The organism is Streptomyces sp. NPDC041940 (assembly GCF_055589465.1).
The window spans coordinates 252,105-267,477 of record NZ_JBVJBP010000009.1 but is presented as its reverse complement, the minus strand read 5'-3'; the positions used below and the strand labels follow the sequence as shown (position 1 = coordinate 267,477).

At 69.2% G+C, this 15,373-nt stretch carries 13 protein-coding genes; 9 read left to right on the top strand and 4 right to left on the bottom strand.

Translation table 11 applies throughout. The annotated features are described in order from the left end of the window. The first annotated feature begins 28 nt into the window (after positions 1-28). From desA to ACZ6I3_RS18325, 4 genes are read left to right on the top strand one after another with little or no spacing between them, the layout of a single operon-like run. Complete coding sequence (gene desA / locus ACZ6I3_RS18340; protein ID WP_469415687.1) at positions 29-1,471, top strand: lysine decarboxylase DesA; 1,443 nt, start codon at positions 29-31, stop codon at positions 1,469-1,471. Beyond that, positions 1,455-2,732, top strand: coding sequence for a lysine N(6)-hydroxylase/L-ornithine N(5)-oxygenase family protein (locus ACZ6I3_RS18335; RefSeq protein WP_469415686.1), 1,278 nt, complete (start codon positions 1,455-1,457; stop codon positions 2,730-2,732). The genes desA and ACZ6I3_RS18335 overlap by 17 nt, the downstream gene beginning before the upstream one ends. Continuing rightward, positions 2,729-3,280 (top strand): GNAT family N-acetyltransferase, encoded by a 552-nt coding sequence (locus ACZ6I3_RS18330; protein WP_469415684.1) that lies wholly within the window; start codon positions 2,729-2,731, stop codon positions 3,278-3,280. The genes ACZ6I3_RS18335 and ACZ6I3_RS18330 overlap by 4 nt, the downstream gene beginning before the upstream one ends. Next, positions 3,277-5,046 carry an IucA/IucC family protein gene (locus ACZ6I3_RS18325; RefSeq protein WP_469415683.1) on the top strand — a complete coding sequence of 590 codons (1,770 nt, stop codon included), beginning with the start codon at positions 3,277-3,279 and terminating at the stop codon, positions 5,044-5,046. Before ACZ6I3_RS18330 ends, ACZ6I3_RS18325 begins: the two co-directional genes overlap by 4 nt. A gap of 149 nt (positions 5,047-5,195) precedes the next feature. Here ACZ6I3_RS18325 and ACZ6I3_RS18320 read toward each other — a convergent pair whose 3' ends face one another. Continuing rightward, a complete protein-coding gene (locus ACZ6I3_RS18320; protein ID WP_469415681.1) occupies positions 5,196-6,779 on the bottom strand; it encodes a beta-N-acetylhexosaminidase in 1,584 nt (527 codons plus the stop codon). 95 nt (positions 6,780-6,874) lie between these two features. On the opposite strand from ACZ6I3_RS18320, the gene ACZ6I3_RS18315 reads away from it, so the two are divergent. Further along, positions 6,875-7,756: a DUF4429 domain-containing protein gene (locus tag ACZ6I3_RS18315; protein WP_469415680.1), complete on the top strand. Its 882-nt coding sequence runs from the start codon at positions 6,875-6,877 to the stop codon at positions 7,754-7,756. A gap of 12 nt (positions 7,757-7,768) precedes the next feature. Here the strand turns inward: ACZ6I3_RS18315 and ACZ6I3_RS18310 are convergent, their stop codons facing one another. Beyond that, positions 7,769-9,334: a purple acid phosphatase family protein gene (locus tag ACZ6I3_RS18310; RefSeq protein ID WP_469415678.1), complete on the bottom strand. Its 1,566-nt coding sequence runs from the start codon at positions 9,332-9,334 to the stop codon at positions 7,769-7,771. Between the two features lie 165 nt (positions 9,335-9,499). On the opposite strand from ACZ6I3_RS18310, the gene ACZ6I3_RS18305 reads away from it, so the two are divergent. Both ACZ6I3_RS18305 and glmS read left to right on the top strand, forming a co-directional pair. Beyond that, complete coding sequence (locus ACZ6I3_RS18305; RefSeq protein WP_469415676.1) at positions 9,500-9,757, top strand: hypothetical protein; 258 nt, start codon at positions 9,500-9,502, stop codon at positions 9,755-9,757. A gap of 14 nt (positions 9,758-9,771) precedes the next feature. After that, the gene (gene glmS, locus ACZ6I3_RS18300) at positions 9,772-11,589 is read left to right on the top strand and encodes a glutamine--fructose-6-phosphate transaminase (isomerizing) (RefSeq protein ID WP_469415675.1); all 1,818 of its coding nucleotides are present in this window, start codon (positions 9,772-9,774) and stop codon (positions 11,587-11,589) included. A gap of 153 nt (positions 11,590-11,742) precedes the next feature. On the opposite strand, the gene ACZ6I3_RS18295 is transcribed toward glmS, so the two are convergent. Continuing rightward, positions 11,743-12,306, bottom strand: coding sequence for a GPR1/FUN34/YaaH family transporter (locus tag ACZ6I3_RS18295; protein ID WP_469415674.1), 564 nt, complete (start codon positions 12,304-12,306; stop codon positions 11,743-11,745). Between the two features lie 141 nt (positions 12,307-12,447). Further along, positions 12,448-12,975, bottom strand: a complete 528-nt coding sequence (locus ACZ6I3_RS18290; protein WP_469415672.1) for a universal stress protein — start codon at positions 12,973-12,975, stop codon at positions 12,448-12,450. Positions 12,976-13,279: 304 nt separating this feature from the next. On the opposite strand from ACZ6I3_RS18290, the gene ACZ6I3_RS18285 reads away from it, so the two are divergent. Both ACZ6I3_RS18285 and ACZ6I3_RS18280 read left to right on the top strand, forming a co-directional pair. Next, the gene (locus tag ACZ6I3_RS18285; RefSeq protein WP_469415670.1) at positions 13,280-13,612 is read left to right on the top strand and encodes a hypothetical protein; all 333 of its coding nucleotides are present in this window, start codon (positions 13,280-13,282) and stop codon (positions 13,610-13,612) included. A gap of 377 nt (positions 13,613-13,989) precedes the next feature. Then, a complete protein-coding gene (locus ACZ6I3_RS18280; protein ID WP_469415669.1) occupies positions 13,990-15,255 on the top strand; it encodes a helix-turn-helix domain-containing protein in 1,266 nt (421 codons plus the stop codon). The last annotated feature ends 118 nt before the right edge of the window (positions 15,256-15,373 follow it).

Below are 15,373 nucleotides of genomic sequence, written 5' to 3'. Positions count from 1 at the left end.
CGGACTGTCCCCACCGGAGGACCCCCACATGCGCTCGCACCTGCTCAACGACACCACCGCGGAGCAGTACCGCCGCTCCGTGACCGACGGAGTCGAGCGGGTGGCCGCCAAACTCGCCGCCACCGACCGGCCCTTCACCGGCGTCAGCGTCGACGCCCTCTCCCCCCGCATCGACGAGATCGACCTCGACCAGCCGCTGCACGACACGACCGCGGTGCTCGACGAACTGGAGGACGTCTACCTCCGGGACGCGATCTACTTCCACCACCCCCGCTACCTCGCCCACCTCAACTGCCCGGTCGTCATCCCGGCCGTGCTCGGCGAGGCGGTCCTGTCCGCCGTCAACTCCTCCCTGGACACCTGGGACCAGTCGGCCGGCGGCACGCTCATCGAGCGGAAACTGATCGACTGGACGAACGAGCGCATCGGCCTCGGCCCCGCCGCCGACGGCGTGTTCACCTCCGGCGGCTCCCAGTCCAACCTCCAGGCGCTGCTGCTCGCGAGGGAAGAGGCCAAGAGCGACAGCCTCGCCAAACTGCGCATCTTCGCCTCCGAGGTCAGCCACTTCAGCGTGAAGAAGTCCGCGAAGCTGCTCGGGCTCGGCCAGGACGCCGTGGTCTCCATACCCGTCGACCACGACAAGCGCATGCAGACCGTCGCCCTCGCCCGCGAGCTGGAGCGCTGCAAGGAAGCCGGCCTCGTCCCCATGGCCGTCGTCGCCACCGCCGGCACCACCGACTTCGGCTCCATCGACCCGCTGCCCGAGATCGCCGAGCTGTGCGAGCAGTTCGGCACCTGGATGCACGTCGACGCCGCCTACGGCTGCGGTCTGCTCGCCTCCGTCAAGCACCGGGACCGCATCGACGGCATCGAGCGCGCCGACTCGGTCACCGTCGACTACCACAAGTCCTTCTTCCAGCCGGTGAGTTCCTCCGCCGTGCTCGTCCGGGACGCGGCCACCCTCCAGCACGCCACCTACCACGCGGAGTACCTCAACCCGCGCCGCATGGTGCAGGAACGTATCCCCAACCAGGTGGACAAGTCGCTGCAGACCACCCGCCGGTTCGACGCCCTCAAGCTGTGGATGACCCTGCGGACCATGGGCGCCGACGGCATCGGTCAGCTCTTCGACGAGGTGTGCGAGCTGGCCCGGGAGGGCTGGAAGCTGCTCGCCGCCGACCCGCGCTACGACGTGGTCGTGGAGCCGAGCCTGTCCACCCTGGTCTTCCGCTACATCCCGGCGGCCGTGACCGACCCGGCCGAGATCGACCGCGCCAACCTCTACGCCCGCAAGGCCCTGTTCGCGTCCGGTGACGCCATCGTCGCGGGCACCAAGGTCGGCGGCCGCCACTACCTGAAGTTCACCCTGCTCAACCCCGAGACGCAGGCGTCCGACATCGCCGCCGTCCTCGATCTGATCGCCGGCCATGCCGAGCAGTACCTGGGAGAGTCCCTTGACCGCGCGTCCTGAAAACCCGACCAAAACCCATGACTTCGTGGGCATCGGGCTCGGCCCCTTCAACCTCGGCCTGGCCTGCCTGACCGAACCCATCGACGCGCTCGACGGCGTCTTCCTGGAGTCGAAGCCCGACTTCGAGTGGCACGCGGGGATGTTCCTCGACGGCGCCCACCTCCAGACCCCGTTCATGTCGGACCTGGTCACCCTCGCCGACCCGACGTCCCCGTACTCCTTCCTGAACTACCTGAAGGAGAAGGGCCGGCTGTACTCGTTCTACATCCGGGAGAACTTCTACCCGCTGCGCGTCGAGTACGACGACTACTGCCGCTGGGCCGCGAACAAGCTGAGCAGCATCCGCTTCGGCACGACGGTGACGGAAGTCCGCTACGAAGACGACGTCTATGTCGTGCACACCGAGGCCGGAGACGTCTACCGCGCCCGCCGGCTCGTCCTCGGCACGGGCACCCCGCCCTTCATCCCCGAGGCCTGCCAGGACCTGGGCGGCGACTTCCTGCACAACTCCCGCTATCTGAGCCACAAGGCGGAGCTGCAGAAGAAGGACTCGATCACCCTGGTCGGCTCGGGCCAGTCGGCCGCCGAGATCTACTACGACCTGCTCAGCGAGATCGACGTCCACGGCTACCGGCTGAACTGGGTCACCCGCTCCCCGCGGTTCTTCCCGCTGGAGTACACCAAGCTCACGCTGGAGATGACGTCCCCGGAGTACGTCGACTACTTCCGCGAGCTTCCCGAGGCCACCCGCTACCGCCTCACGGCCGAGCAGAAGGGCCTGTTCAAGGGCATCGACGGCGACCTGATCAACGAGATCTTCGACCTGCTCTACCAGAAGAACCTCGGCGGTCCGGTCCCGACCCGGCTGATCACCAACGCCTCGCTGAACAGCGCGGCGTACGAGAACGGCACGTACACGCTGGGCTTCCGCCAGGAGGAGCAGGGCAAGGACTTCGCGCTGGACTCCGAGGGCCTAGTGCTCGCGACCGGCTACAAGTACGCCGAGCCGGAGTTCCTCGCCCCCGTCAAGGACCGCCTGGTCTACGACTCCCAGGGCAACTTCGACGTCGCCCGCAACTACGCCGTCGACGTCACCGGCCGGGGCGTCTTCCTGCAGAACGCCGGCGTCCACACGCACAGCATCACCAGCCCCGACCTGGGCATGGGCCCGTACCGGAACGCGTACATCATCCGGGAGCTGCTGGGCAGCGAGTACTACCCGGTCGAGAAGACCATCGCGTTCCAGGAGTTCGCCGTATGAGCGCCACCACCGGAATCGGCACCCTGACCGTCCGTCCGCTCGACCCCCTGAAGGACGCCGAGCTGCTGCACTCCTGGGTCACGCACCCCAAGGCGTCCTACTGGATGATGCAGGACGCGAAACTGCAGGACGTCGAGCGCGAGTACATGCGCATCGCGGCGCACGAGTACCACCACGCGTACCTCGGTCTGCACGAGAACCGCCCGGCGTTCCTGATGGAGTCGTACGACCCCCGGTACGTCGAGCTGGAAGGCCTGTACGACCCGGAGCCCGGCGACGTCGGCATGCACTTCCTGGTCGCCCCGACCGACCGGCCGATCCACGGCTTCACCAAGGCCGTCATCACCGCCGTGATGGACGAGCTGTTCGCCGATCCGCGCACCCGCCGGGTCGTGGTGGAGCCCGATGTCAGCAACAAGGCAGTACACGCTCTGAACGAGGCCGTCGGCTTCGTACCCGAGCGCGAGATCGACAAGCCGGAGAAGCGCGCGCTGCTGAGCTTCTGCACGCGTGAGCAGTACCTGGCCGCACGAGGAGTGGCGATATGACCCTGTCCGACGCCGTGGCGCACCTGTCCCCCGAGCGCTGGGACCAGGCCAACCGCCTGCTGATCCGCAAAGCGCTCGCCGAGTTCGCGCACGAGCGGCTCATCACCCCCGAGAAGGACGGGGAGCGCTACATCGTCCGCAGCGACGACGGCCTCACCCAGTACGCCTTCTCCGCCGACCGCCGGGCCCTGGACCACTGGCAGGTCGACGCCGACTCGATCACCCGGCACCGTGACGGTGCGGAACTCCCGCTCGCCGCCCTGGACTTCTTCATCGAACTGAAGGACACCCTGGGCCTGAGCGAGCAGATCCTGCCGGTCTACCTGGAGGAGATCTCCTCCACCCTCTCCGGCACCTGCTACAAGCTCACCAAGCCGAAAATCACGGCGGCCGAACTGGCGCGCGGCGACTTCCAGGCCATCGAGACCGGCATGACCGAGGGCCACCCCTGCTTCGTCGCCAACAACGGGCGGCTCGGCTTCGGCATCCACGAGTACCTGTCGTACGCCCCGGAGACGGCGAGCCCGGTCCGGCTCGTCTGGCTCGCGGCTCACCGCTCACGGGCGGCCTTCACGGCCGGTGTCGGCATCGAGTACGAGTCGTTCCTGCGCGAGGAGCTGGGCGAGGAGACCGTCGAACGCTTCCACGGCGTCCTGCGCGACCAGGGCAAGGACCCCGAGGACTTCCTGTTCATCCCGGTCCACCCCTGGCAGTGGTGGAACAAGCTCGCCGTCACCTTCGCCGCCGAGGTCGCCCGCGGGCACCTGGTGTGCCTGGGCGAGGGCGGCGACGAGTACCTGGCCCAGCAGTCCATCCGGACCTTCTTCAACAAGACGAGCCCGGAGAAGCACTACGTCAAAACCGCGCTGTCGGTCATCAACATGGGCTTCATGCGCGGTCTGTCGGCCGCCTACATGGAGGCCACGCCCGCGATCAACGACTGGCTGGCCCAGCTCATCGAGGGCGACCCGGTGCTGAAGTCCACGGGCCTGTCGATCATCAAGGAGCGCGCGGCGGTCGGCTACCGGCACCTCGAGTACGAGCAGGCGACCGACCGCTACTCGCCGTACCGCAAGATGCTCGCCGCGCTGTGGCGGGAGAGCCCGGTGCCGTCCCTCCAGGAGGGCGAGTCGCTGGCCACGATGGCGTCCCTGGTCCACGTCGACCACGAGGGTGCCTCGGTCGCGGGCGCGCTGATCGAACAGTCGGGCCTCACCCCCACGGAGTGGCTGCGCCGCTACCTCACGGCCTACTTCAGGCCGCTCCTCCACAGCTTCTACGCCTACGACCTGGTCTTCATGCCGCACGGCGAGAACGTCATCCTCGTGCTGGAGGACGGGGTCGTGCAGCGCGCGATCTACAAGGACATCGCCGAGGAGATCGCCGTCATGGACCCGGACGCGGTCCTGCCGCCGACGGTGGAGCGGCTGCGCGTCGAGGTCCCCGAGGACAAGAAGCTCCTCTCCATCTTCACGGACGTCTTCGACTGCTTCTTCCGCTTCCTCGCGGCGAACCTCGCCACCGAGGGAGTCCTGGACGAGGACGACTTCTGGCGCACGGTCGCGGACGTCACCCGCGCCTACCAGGAGTCGATGCCGGAACTCGCCGACAAGTTCAAGCAGTACGACATGTTCGCCCCCGAGTTCTCCCTCTCCTGCCTCAACCGCCTCCAACTCCGCAACAACGAACAGATGGTGGACCTCTCGGACCCGTCCGGCGCCCTCCAACTGATCGGCACCCTGCAGAACCCGATCACCAAGTTCTGACCCCAAGCAGACGAGCACCCCGGAGTACGGTCCTCCGGGGTGCTCGTCCTTGGGTTTTAGGCTTTTGGCTTCTAGGGGCGCGGGGAACTGCGCAATCTTTTAGGGGCGCGGGGAACTGCGCGACAAGCCCCCACGCACCCGCAGACGAATCACCGCGCACCCCACGGCACCTGCGGCGACCGATACCACTCGATCCCCAGGGCACTCCACCGCTCAGCCTGCGCAGCAAGCCGCACCTTGTACCGCTCCCAGTCATGCGAAGAAGCCGCCGACCACCCCAACTCGGCAACACCCGGCAACCGCGGAAACGCCATGAACTCGATATGCCCTGAATTCTCGAGTGTCTCCGACCACATGGGCGCCTCCACACCCCGCACGGCCCCACCCGGCACCCCAGGCAGATAGGCCCCGGGATCCCAGTCGTAGGACCGCTTCACCTCGACATACCCCGCCCACGACAACCCCAGCGGCGTGTCCTTCGTGTACTTCATGTCGAGATACACCCGGTCGGCCGGCGACAGAATCAGCCCGGTCCCACTCTGCGCGGCCTTCACCACCCGCGCCTTCTCCTCCGCACTCGTACTGTCGAGCCCCCAGTACTGCGCGAGCGCCCCCTTCGCCGGGTTCGCCCCGGTGAGCTGGTGCCAGCCGACAACCGTCTTCCCGTACTTCGCGACAACCGGCTGCACCCGGTCCATGAACGCCACGTAGTCCTCATGGCTCGTGGAGTGCGCCTCGTCGCCCCCGATATGGAGGTACCGGCCCGGAGTCAGCGCGGCGAGCTCCCGCACGACGTCGTCCACGAAGTCGTACGTGATCTCCTTGCCGACGCACAGCGAGCTGAAGCCGACCTCGGTCCCGGTGTAGAGCGGCGGAGCGACACCGTCGCAGTTCAGCTCGGCGTACGAGGCGAGCGCCGCGTTGGTGTGGCCGGGCATGTCTATCTCGGGGACGACCTCCAGATAGCGGGAGGACGCGTACCGCACGATCTCCTTGTAGTCGGCCTTGGTGTAGAAGCCGCCGGGCCCGCCGCCGACCTCCGTCGAACCGCCGTAGGTGGCCAGCCGCGGCCAGGAGTCGATGGCGATCCGCCAGCCCTGGTCGTCGCTGAGGTGCAGATGCAGCTTGTTGATCTTGTAGAGGGCCAACTGGTCGATGTAGCGCTTGACCTGGTCGACGGTGAAGAAGTGCCGGGATACGTCGAGCATGGCGCCGCGCCAGCCGTAGCGCGGGGTGTCCGTGACGGTGCCGCCCGCGACCAGCCAGGGGCCGGGCTGGACGGAGTCCTTCTCGACGGCCGCCGGGAGCAGCTGGCGCAGGGTCTGCACGCCGTGGAAGAGACCGGCGGGCTTGGCCGCGGTGATGGTGACGCCCTTGCGGCCGCTGTCGAGGCGGTAGCCCTCGGCTCCGAACGGGCCTTGGGCGAGCCGCAGCCGGATGCCTCCGGAGCCCTGTGTGGTGACCGGGAGCCGGTACCCGGTGGAGGGCCGGAGGATCTTCGCGAGGTACTCGCCGACGCGTCGGGTCTCGTGGGAGCCGTCGACGCGGATGTGCGTGCCGCGGGTGATCCGGTAGGGGGACCCGCTCGGGGCGACCGAGGCGGGCGCGGGGATCACACGGTCGAGCGGGGTGGGCGAGGCCGCCGGTGCGGGGGCCGCTCCGGTCACGGAGACGCCCATCGCGACCAGCAGCAGGGAACCGAGAAGGCGGAGCGTTCTGTGGTGCTGTCTCACACGGCCGTCTCTCACAAGCGTGTCCCTTCCATGAGCCGTTGAGCTCCAAGAGGTCTGGACCACTATCGCGGGACACGGGTGGAACAATCCACCCCATGGCGGAAATCATCCAGAGAGACGGCTCCTGGACCTTCGACGGCGACGCCCTGCGACTGACCCCCGGCCGGGACAAGAACGTCAGTCTGCTGCGCAGGGAACTGGGTGAACTGGTCGTCCCGCTGGGGGCGTTGGCGGGGATCTCGTTCGAGCAGGGCAAGAAGAGCGGGCGGCTGCGGCTCCGCCTGCGCGACGGTGCCGATCCCCTGCTGCACGCGACCGGCGGGCGCCTCACCGAGCCCCATGACCCGTACCAGCTGCTCGTCGAGTCCGACCGCTACGGGGTGGCGGAGTACGTCACGGACGAGGTGCGGAGCGCGCTGCTCCTGGACCAGGTGCCGGCCGACCCGGTGACCGCGTACCTGCTGCCGGGGCCCGCCGTGCCGCTCTCGGTCTCCGCCGGGGACGGCACCGCGAGTTTCGACGGCGAGCGCATACGCCTGGAGTGGAACTGGAAGACGGAGGACGCCAAGGCCGCCGCCGGCGCCCGCACGCTCGCGCTCAGCGACATCACGGGCGTGGAGTGGCAGCCGGCGGCCGGACTGGAGAACGGCTACGTCCGCTTCACGGTGCGGAACGCGCCCACCAAGGCCCCGCCCAAGTACGACCCCAACGCCGTGGAGCTGTGGGGCTTCAAGAAGGACCCGCTGATGGCCCTGGTCGCGGCGGCGGTCCAGGCCAGGCTTCCGCACCCGGCCGGGACCGCCCCCGACGTGCCTGCCGCGCGACCGGAAATGCCTTCCCTCCCGGTCGCGCCCGCGGAGGACGACCACGACGCCCTGCTGCGCCGCCTGCGCGAACTCGGCGAACTGCACCGCACGGGCGTCCTGACGGACGACGAGTTCGCGCTCGCCAAGCAGGCCGTCCTCAAGCGCATGTAACACGCCGGGGCGCTACTTCGCGCGGCGCGCGATGGTGAAGTGGTCCACCTGCCCACCGCTCTCGGCGATCCCGCGCACCTTCAGCGTGGCCGTCCGCCCCTTCGGCGCGGGGGTGACGTCCACGCGCAGGAAGGAGTAGTCGAGGTAGCGCACCCGGGACCAGGCGACGGTCTCGTTCTGCTTGCCGCCCTTGACGTTGACGAACGAGGCCACGGAGTCCACGTCCTGCTCGTTGCCCTCGTACGACAGCGGCGCGCTGAACGCGTAGAGGCTGCGGCCCGCCGCACCGGCCGTGACGTACACGACGCCGTCGGTCTCGGGGTAGGCCGTGCCGCCGATGGGCAGCTTCTTGGCGACCTTGTTCCCCTTGATGACGTCGGTGCGCTCGTACTGGTGGTTGTGGCCGTTGATGACCAGGTCCACCGTGTACTTCTCGAACAGCGGCACCCACTCCTGCCGGACCCCGCCCTCGGAGGCGTGGGAGGTGGAGGTGCAGTAGGCGCAGTGGTGGAAGAAGATCACGATGAAGTCGACGTCCTTCGACGCCCGGTACTTCTTCAGCTGGGCTTCCAGCCACTTGGTCTGGGTGCCGCCGGAGATGCCGAGGTTGGCCGGGATCTCGAAGGAGATGTCGTTGGCGTCGAGCGAGATGACGGCCGTGTTGCCGTAGACGAAGGTGTAGACGCCCGGCAGGTTCTTCTTGTCGGGGCCGTTGCCCGGGAGGTTCCAGCGGGCCTCCTCGCCGCCGTAGCCGTTGGGCGAGTACCAGGCCTCCATGTCGTGGTTGCCATAGGCGGGCATCCACGGCACGGACTTGGCGACGGACTCGGTCTGGGCGAGGAACTGGTCCCAGATCCGCGAGTCGAAGCCGGTGTCGGAGCTCTGGCCCGAGCCGGACGGGTCCGCGTAGGCGATGTCGCCGGCGTGGAGGTGGAAGGCCGGGTTCTGGCCGAGCAGCAGGCTGTTGTTGGCGAGGCCGTGGTAGCTGACGCCCTCGTCGCCGAAGGCCGTGAAGGTGAACGGCGCCTTGTGCGCGGGGGCGGTGGTGAAGGTGCCGAGGGTGCCCAGCAGGTGCGGTGCGGCCGGGTCGAAGCCCTGGTGGCCGACGCCGTAGTAGTAGGTCCGGCCCGGGCGCAGATGCGTCAGCTCGGCGTGCACGTAGTACTGGGTGTGGTTGCCGCTCGCGCCGACCCCGGCGGGCGTGAAGAGGGTGCGGACCTCGGCGTCGATCTTCCGGGAGAGGTCGGTGGGGTGGGCGCCGATCCGGAGGAACGGCTTCTTGACGGCGACCGGGACCTGCCAGGAGACGGTCATCTCGGTGCGCGGGTCGGCGCCGTAGGCGAGGTGGCGGCCGAAGGGGGCGACGAAGGCGCCGTCGACGCTCTCGGCCGCGGGAGCGGTGCGGGCGGCCGGTACGGCCGCCTGGGCGGTGGCACCCGGAACGAAGGCGCCACCCGCGACGGCGCCGAGTGTGACGGCGCCGCCTCTGATCATCGTGCGCCGGGAGAATCTGGCGCGCAGGTACTCGTGCTGCTCGGCCATGCTCATGCGCTCGGCGAGCCGCTCGGGTACGCCCATACGAGGAATGTCCATGGCGCCACAAATTGCTCGCCCGACACATCCGCCCGGGGAACAAACACCCATCAGACTCCCATGGGCGTCCCATAAGTGTTCCAACACCCATCTGCCCGAAACCGGGCAGATTTCTTGCGAAAGCATCGCCGGTGCCTCAGGATCTAGCGAGTGCACGACGAACTCGTTGATCATCTGACGCGGTCCAGCCCCCTCAGCCGGGGCGAGGCACTGCGCGTGATCCAGGACGTGCTCGCCTGGTTCGACGAGACGACCGAGGAGTACGTCCGTCGCCGCCACCGTGAGCTCCAGGCCCAGGGCCTGGTGAACACGGCGATCTTCGAACGGATCGGGGCGGACCTGAAATATCGCGCGGTGGCACCGCCGGAGCTCTCGCTCAGGCAGTTGCGGCGCATCGTCTACGGCTAGGAATACGTATACATATGTGCGGAATCGTCGGTTACATCGGGAAGCGTGACGTCGCGCCCCTGCTCCTGGAGGGCCTCCAGCGCCTGGAGTACCGCGGCTACGACTCCGCGGGCGTCGTCGTCACGTCCCCGAAGGCGTCCGGCCTGAAGATGGTCAAGGCCAAGGGCCGCGTGCGCGACCTGGAGGCCAAGGTCCCGGCCCGCTTCAAGGGCACGACCGGCATCGCCCACACCCGCTGGGCCACCCACGGCGCCCCCTCGGACGTCAACGCCCATCCGCACATGTCGGCCGACAACAAGGTCGCCGTCGTGCACAACGGCATCATCGACAACGCCTCCGACCTGCGCCGCAAGCTGGAGGCGGACGGCGTCGAGTTCCTCTCCGAGACCGACACCGAGGTGCTGACCCACCTCATCGCCCGCTCGCAGGCGACCAAGCTGGAGGACAAGGTCCGCGAGACCCTCCGGGTCATCGAGGGCACGTACGGCATCGCCGTCATGCACGCCGACTTCCCCGACCGGATCGTCGTCGCCCGCAACGGTTCCCCGGTCGTCCTCGGCATCGGCGAGAAGGAGATGTTCGTCGCCTCGGACATCGCCGCGCTGGTCGCCCACACCCGCCAGATCGTCACCCTGGACGACGGCGAGATGGCCACCCTCAAGGCCGACGACTTCCGCACCTACACCACGGAGGGCACCCGCACCACGGCCGAGCCCACCACCGTGGAGTGGGAGGCCGCCTCCTACGACATGGGCGGCCACGACACCTACATGCACAAGGAGATCCACGAGCAGGCCGACGCCGTGGACCGCGTGCTGCGCGGCCGCATCGACGACCGCTTCTCCACCGTGCACCTGGGCGGCCTCAACCTGGACGCCCGCGAGGCCCGCCGGATCCGCCGCGTGAAGATCCTCGGCTGCGGCACCTCGTACCACGCGGGCCAGATCGGCGCCCAGATGATCGAGGAACTGGCCCGTATCCCCGCCGACGCCGAGCCCGCCTCCGAGTTCCGCTACCGCAACGCGGTCGTCGACCCCGACACCCTCTACGTCGCGGTCTCCCAGTCCGGCGAGACCTACGACGTCCTCGCCGCCGTGCAGGAGCTCAAGCGCAAGGGCGCGCGGGTCCTGGGCGTGGTGAACGTGGTCGGCTCGGCGATCGCCCGCGAGGCCGACGGCGGCATCTACGTGCACGCCGGGCCGGAGGTCTGCGTGGTCTCCACCAAGTGCTTCACCAACACCACGGTCGCCTTCGCCCTGCTCGCCCTCCACCTGGGCCGCACCCGCGACCTCTCGGTCCGCGACGGCAAGCGGATCATCGCGGGCCTGCGCAAGCTCCCCGCCCAGATCGCCGAGATCATGGAGCACGAGGAGGACGTCAAGAAGCTGGCCCTGCAGTTCGCCGAGGCCCGCTCGATGCTCTTCATCGGCCGGGTGCGGGGCTACCCGGTGGCCCGCGAGGCCTCCCTGAAGCTCAAGGAGGTCTCCTACATCCACGCCGAGGCCTACCCCGCCTCCGAGCTCAAGCACGGCCCGCTGGCCCTGATCGAGCCCGCCCTCCCCACGGTCGCGATCGTCCCCGACGACGACCTGCTGGAGAAGAACCGCGCGGCCCTGGAGGAGATCAAGGCCCGCAGCGGCAAGATCCTCGCGGTCGCCCACCAGCACCAGGAGAAGGCCGACGAGACGATCGTCGTCCCGAAGAACGAGGACGAACTCGACCCGATCCTGATGGGCATCCCCCTCCAACTCCTGGCGTACCACACGGCCTTGGCCCTGGGCCGGGACATCGACAAGCCCCGCAACCTGGCCAAGTCGGTAACGGTTGAATAGGTGACTTTCTTTTAGGGGCGCGGGGAACTGCGCGAACACCCCCCACGCACCCGCACAGGCCACTCAAACGGGACGGACCCCCACGTGCTGCCACCAAGCACAGGGGGTCCGTTTTCAGCGCCGGGAAGCCGCCCAACCCCCCGGCCCGCGCAGCTAGCCGGTGGCCGTCACACCCCGACCGGCAGCACGCCGTCGCGGAACCGCCGTAGGCCAGTGCGCCAGAGCCGCGGTCGCCGCATACCAGGCCACCGCCCCCGCGGCGACGGCGAACCAGCCACCCACCTTCACGAGCCCGCCGTTGCCGGCGAAACTCGCGATCGCCATGAGCAACAGGGCGACGAAGAACAGCCCGTACATCCCCTGCCCCAGCTGGTCACCGCCCGCGAGCGTCAGAGACAGCGCCACGAGGGCGAACAACAGCAGGAACAGTCCGGCCTCATTGCCGGCGGCGCCCTCCGACACGGCCCACGTGAACCAGAGCGCCCCGAGCACCGAGAACGCCGTACCCCCGGCGGAGTCCCCTTCCCGCAGGGCCATCAGCCCGGCGACGAAGAGGGCGATGCCGCCCACGTACTGTGCGATTGACGCGGCGTCAGTGGCTGACACACCGTCGATGACGGCCGTGTGCCCCAGCCCGAAGGCCAACAGGGTGATTCCGAGCGCGAGTCGACCGACCACGGTCGTGATTCCGCTTCCCGCGGAGACGTCTTTGTCCACGGCGGGCTCCCTTCGTGCATGTGCAGTTGTGCGGTGCACCGTATATGCCCTTCACAAGGGCACAAACACCTCTACGCGCAAGTAGTTTTACGCGCTGCACAGGGAAGCCCGTACGCGGGGAACGCTCGGGGAGTCCGAGAATCAGGGAATGACCATGACCGGCCGCTGCGCCCGCTTGGCGAGCCGTCCCGCGACCGAGCCGAAGATGCGCCCCACGATGCCGTGACTCGACCCGACGACGATCGCGTCGGCCTCGTACTCCCGGCCGACCTCTTCGAGTTCGTGGCAGATGTCCCCGCCCCGCTCGACGAGGATCCAGGGCACCTCGGCGAGGTACTCCGCACAGGCCAGCTCCAGCCCGAGCACCTCGGTCCGGTGGTCCGGCACGTCCACGAAGACGGGCGGCTCGCAGCCGGCCCACACGGTGGTCGGCAGCCGGTTGGCGACATGGACGATGACCAGGCCCGACCCGGAGCGATGGGCCATGCCGATCGCGTAGGCGAGGGCGCGCTCACTGGACGTGGAGCCGTCGAATCCGACGACTACGCCGTGCTTGAAGGCGGGATCGCAGGAATGGCGTGGCTCTTGTGCCGCCAGGGGCTCGGCCGCCGTGGGATCGGCGACGGGCCGCTTGCGGTCCGCTGGTTCGAAGAATTCGTGACCGGCCATGGCTGTCTCGGCGTCGTGATCCTTATATGGGGGACAACAGTGTGCGGCTGAGCTGTGTCCGGGAATGGTCTTTCCAGCCCCATACCCGCAAGGGTACGGCGGCACGCCTCCTCAGCCCAGATCCCGCTCACCGTGCGTGCGGGTTCCAGGGAGCATGCACGAGGCGACGCCCGTAACGCAATGGTTGCTGCGTTGTACAGGCGGTTTGCACAGGATTCACTTTCCCGTGGCGGTGATCCGCTCACCAGTGACCGACGCCCCCGCCGCGCGTTGAACCCCGCGAGCCACGCCACAGGGAGCACCCATGTCCGGACCACGCCCCGCCTCCGAGGCGGACCGCGCGGCCCCGCCGCCGCGGGACACCGCGACGGATGTGGTTCGCTGGGCGGCCTTCAGCTGCCTGCTCGTCCCGGCCGTGCTCCTCGGCTACGGCAGCTCCCTGACCGGTGCCGCCGGCACGGCCCTCGGGCTCGCCGCCGTCACGGGCGCCTGCCGGGTGCTGCTGCGCCAGTCGGAGCGCGGCGCGGCGCGGCTGGCGGCCGAGGACCGCGCACCCCACCGGGGCCGGCACCACCGCACCGGGACGGGGTCGCATCGGGGCGGGCGGCACACTGGAGGAGAGACACCGGTCGGCTGACCGGTTTCAGTGCACGTGCACGATGGTTTTCAGCCAACTTCTCGCACCTGTGCATCACCCTGCCGAAGCACCCCCCAACCCCCGTTCGACCTGCACGGAAAGGGCCTCAGGGGACCTGCGCACCCTACGCGGATTGGCCACCGCGACAAGGCGCACTTCCCTGCACGCCCCACGAGTGCAACGCTTCGTGATCGAATGCTTCACGCCAAGTTGCCAAGTCGACAATGTGCCGAGTGCCGAACCGGCCACCTCGGCGCGACGGGACACAGTAGATTCGATCTTGACTGTCTACGGCGGGGGACTCGTGCAGGACCGAGGGGAAACGTGCAGGAGCGACACAACCGAGGAGCCGCGACCACCGAGGGGGGCTTAGCAGTATGAGCCACGACTCCACTGCCGCGCCGGAAGCCGGCGTCCGGAAGCTTTCCGGGCGACGCCGCAAGGAGATCGTCGCGGTGCTGCTGTTCAGCGGCGGCCCCATCTTCGAGAGTTCCATACCACTGTCGGTGTTCGGGATCGACCGCCAGGACGCCGGCGTGCCGCGCTACCGACTGCTGGTGTGCGGGGGTGAGGACGGCCCGCTGCGGACCACAGGGGGCCTCGAACTCAGCGCACCGCATGGCCTGGAAGCGATCTCACGCGCGGGCACGGTCGTCGTGCCGGCCTGGCGTTCGATCACTTCTCCGCCACCGGACGAGGCGCTCGACGCGCTGCGCCGCGCCCACGAGGAGGGCGCCCGCATCGTCGGACTGTGCACCGGCGCCTTCGTCCTCGCGGCGGCGGGCCTGCTGGACGGCCGGCCCGCGACGACACACTGGATGTACGCGCCGACGCTGGCGAAGCGCTACCCGTCGGTGCACGTCGATCCGCGCGAGCTGTTCGTCGACGACGGGGACGTGCTGACGTCGGCGGGCACCGCGGCCGGAATCGATCTCTGTCTCCACATCGTGCGGACGGACCACGGCAACGAGGCGGCCGGCGCGCTGGCCCGCCGCCTGGTGGTCCCACCGCGCCGGTCGGGCGGCCAGGAGCGCTACCTCGACAGGTCTTTACCAGAGGAGATCGGCGCCGACCCGCTCGCGGAGGTCGTCGCCTGGGCGCTGGAGCACCTCCACGAACAGTTCGACGTGGAGACGCTGGCGGCACGCGCGTACATGAGCCGTCGTACGTTCGACCGCCGCTTCCGCTCACTGACCGGGAGTGCCCCGCTGCAGTGGCTGATCACACAGCGGGTGCTCCAGGCGCAGCGCCTGCTGGAGACGTCGGACTACTCGGTGGACGAGGTGGCGGGGCGCTGCGGCTTCCGGTCGCCGGTCGCCCTGCGCGGGCACTTCCGCCGCCAGCTGGGCTCGTCCCCGGCCGCCTACCGGGCGGCGTACCGCGCCCGGCGTCCGCAGGCCGAGCGGCCCCAGCAGGACGTCGACGGCGGACCGGGCGGCATGCCCGGCCACACCGGGCATCCCGGCCAGGTGCCCACCCCGCTCCACCCGGAGCACCCGGTCCCGCTCCAGTCCCGCCGCACGGCGGCCGCGAGCGCGGTCGGATCGTCCCCGGCCCTGTCGGCTTCGGCCGCGTCCGACAACGGGCGGGAAGCCTACATATCGGCCCGGGCGAGTCTGCCGGGACAGCGCAGCGCGACGTGAGCCGGTGACCGGGCCCGGGGGGGGGGGGGGGGCCCCCCCGGGCCCGCGTTGCTTTCTCCACAGAGGCGGCCCTCCCCCACAAAACCCCCCTCCCGCCAGGGCGCGCCCCGGGGAAGGG

Coding starts and splice junctions, on each gene's coding strand:
- desA (WP_469415687.1), top strand. CDS start 29: ATGCGCTCGCACCTGCTCAACGACACCACCGCGGAGCAGTACCGCCGC.
- ACZ6I3_RS18330 (WP_469415684.1), top strand. CDS start 2,729: ATGAGCGCCACCACCGGAATCGGCACCCTGACCGTCCGTCCGCTCGAC.
- ACZ6I3_RS18325 (WP_469415683.1), top strand. CDS start 3,277: ATGACCCTGTCCGACGCCGTGGCGCACCTGTCCCCCGAGCGCTGGGAC.
- ACZ6I3_RS18315 (WP_469415680.1), top strand. CDS start 6,875: ATGGCGGAAATCATCCAGAGAGACGGCTCCTGGACCTTCGACGGCGAC.
- ACZ6I3_RS18310 (WP_469415678.1), bottom strand. CDS start 9,334: ATGGGCGTACCCGAGCGGCTCGCCGAGCGCATGAGCATGGCCGAGCAG.
- glmS (WP_469415675.1), top strand. CDS start 9,772: ATGTGCGGAATCGTCGGTTACATCGGGAAGCGTGACGTCGCGCCCCTG.
- ACZ6I3_RS18290 (WP_469415672.1), bottom strand. CDS start 12,975: ATGGCCGGTCACGAATTCTTCGAACCAGCGGACCGCAAGCGGCCCGTC.
- ACZ6I3_RS18285 (WP_469415670.1), top strand. CDS start 13,280: ATGTCCGGACCACGCCCCGCCTCCGAGGCGGACCGCGCGGCCCCGCCG.
- ACZ6I3_RS18280 (WP_469415669.1), top strand. CDS start 13,990: ATGAGCCACGACTCCACTGCCGCGCCGGAAGCCGGCGTCCGGAAGCTT.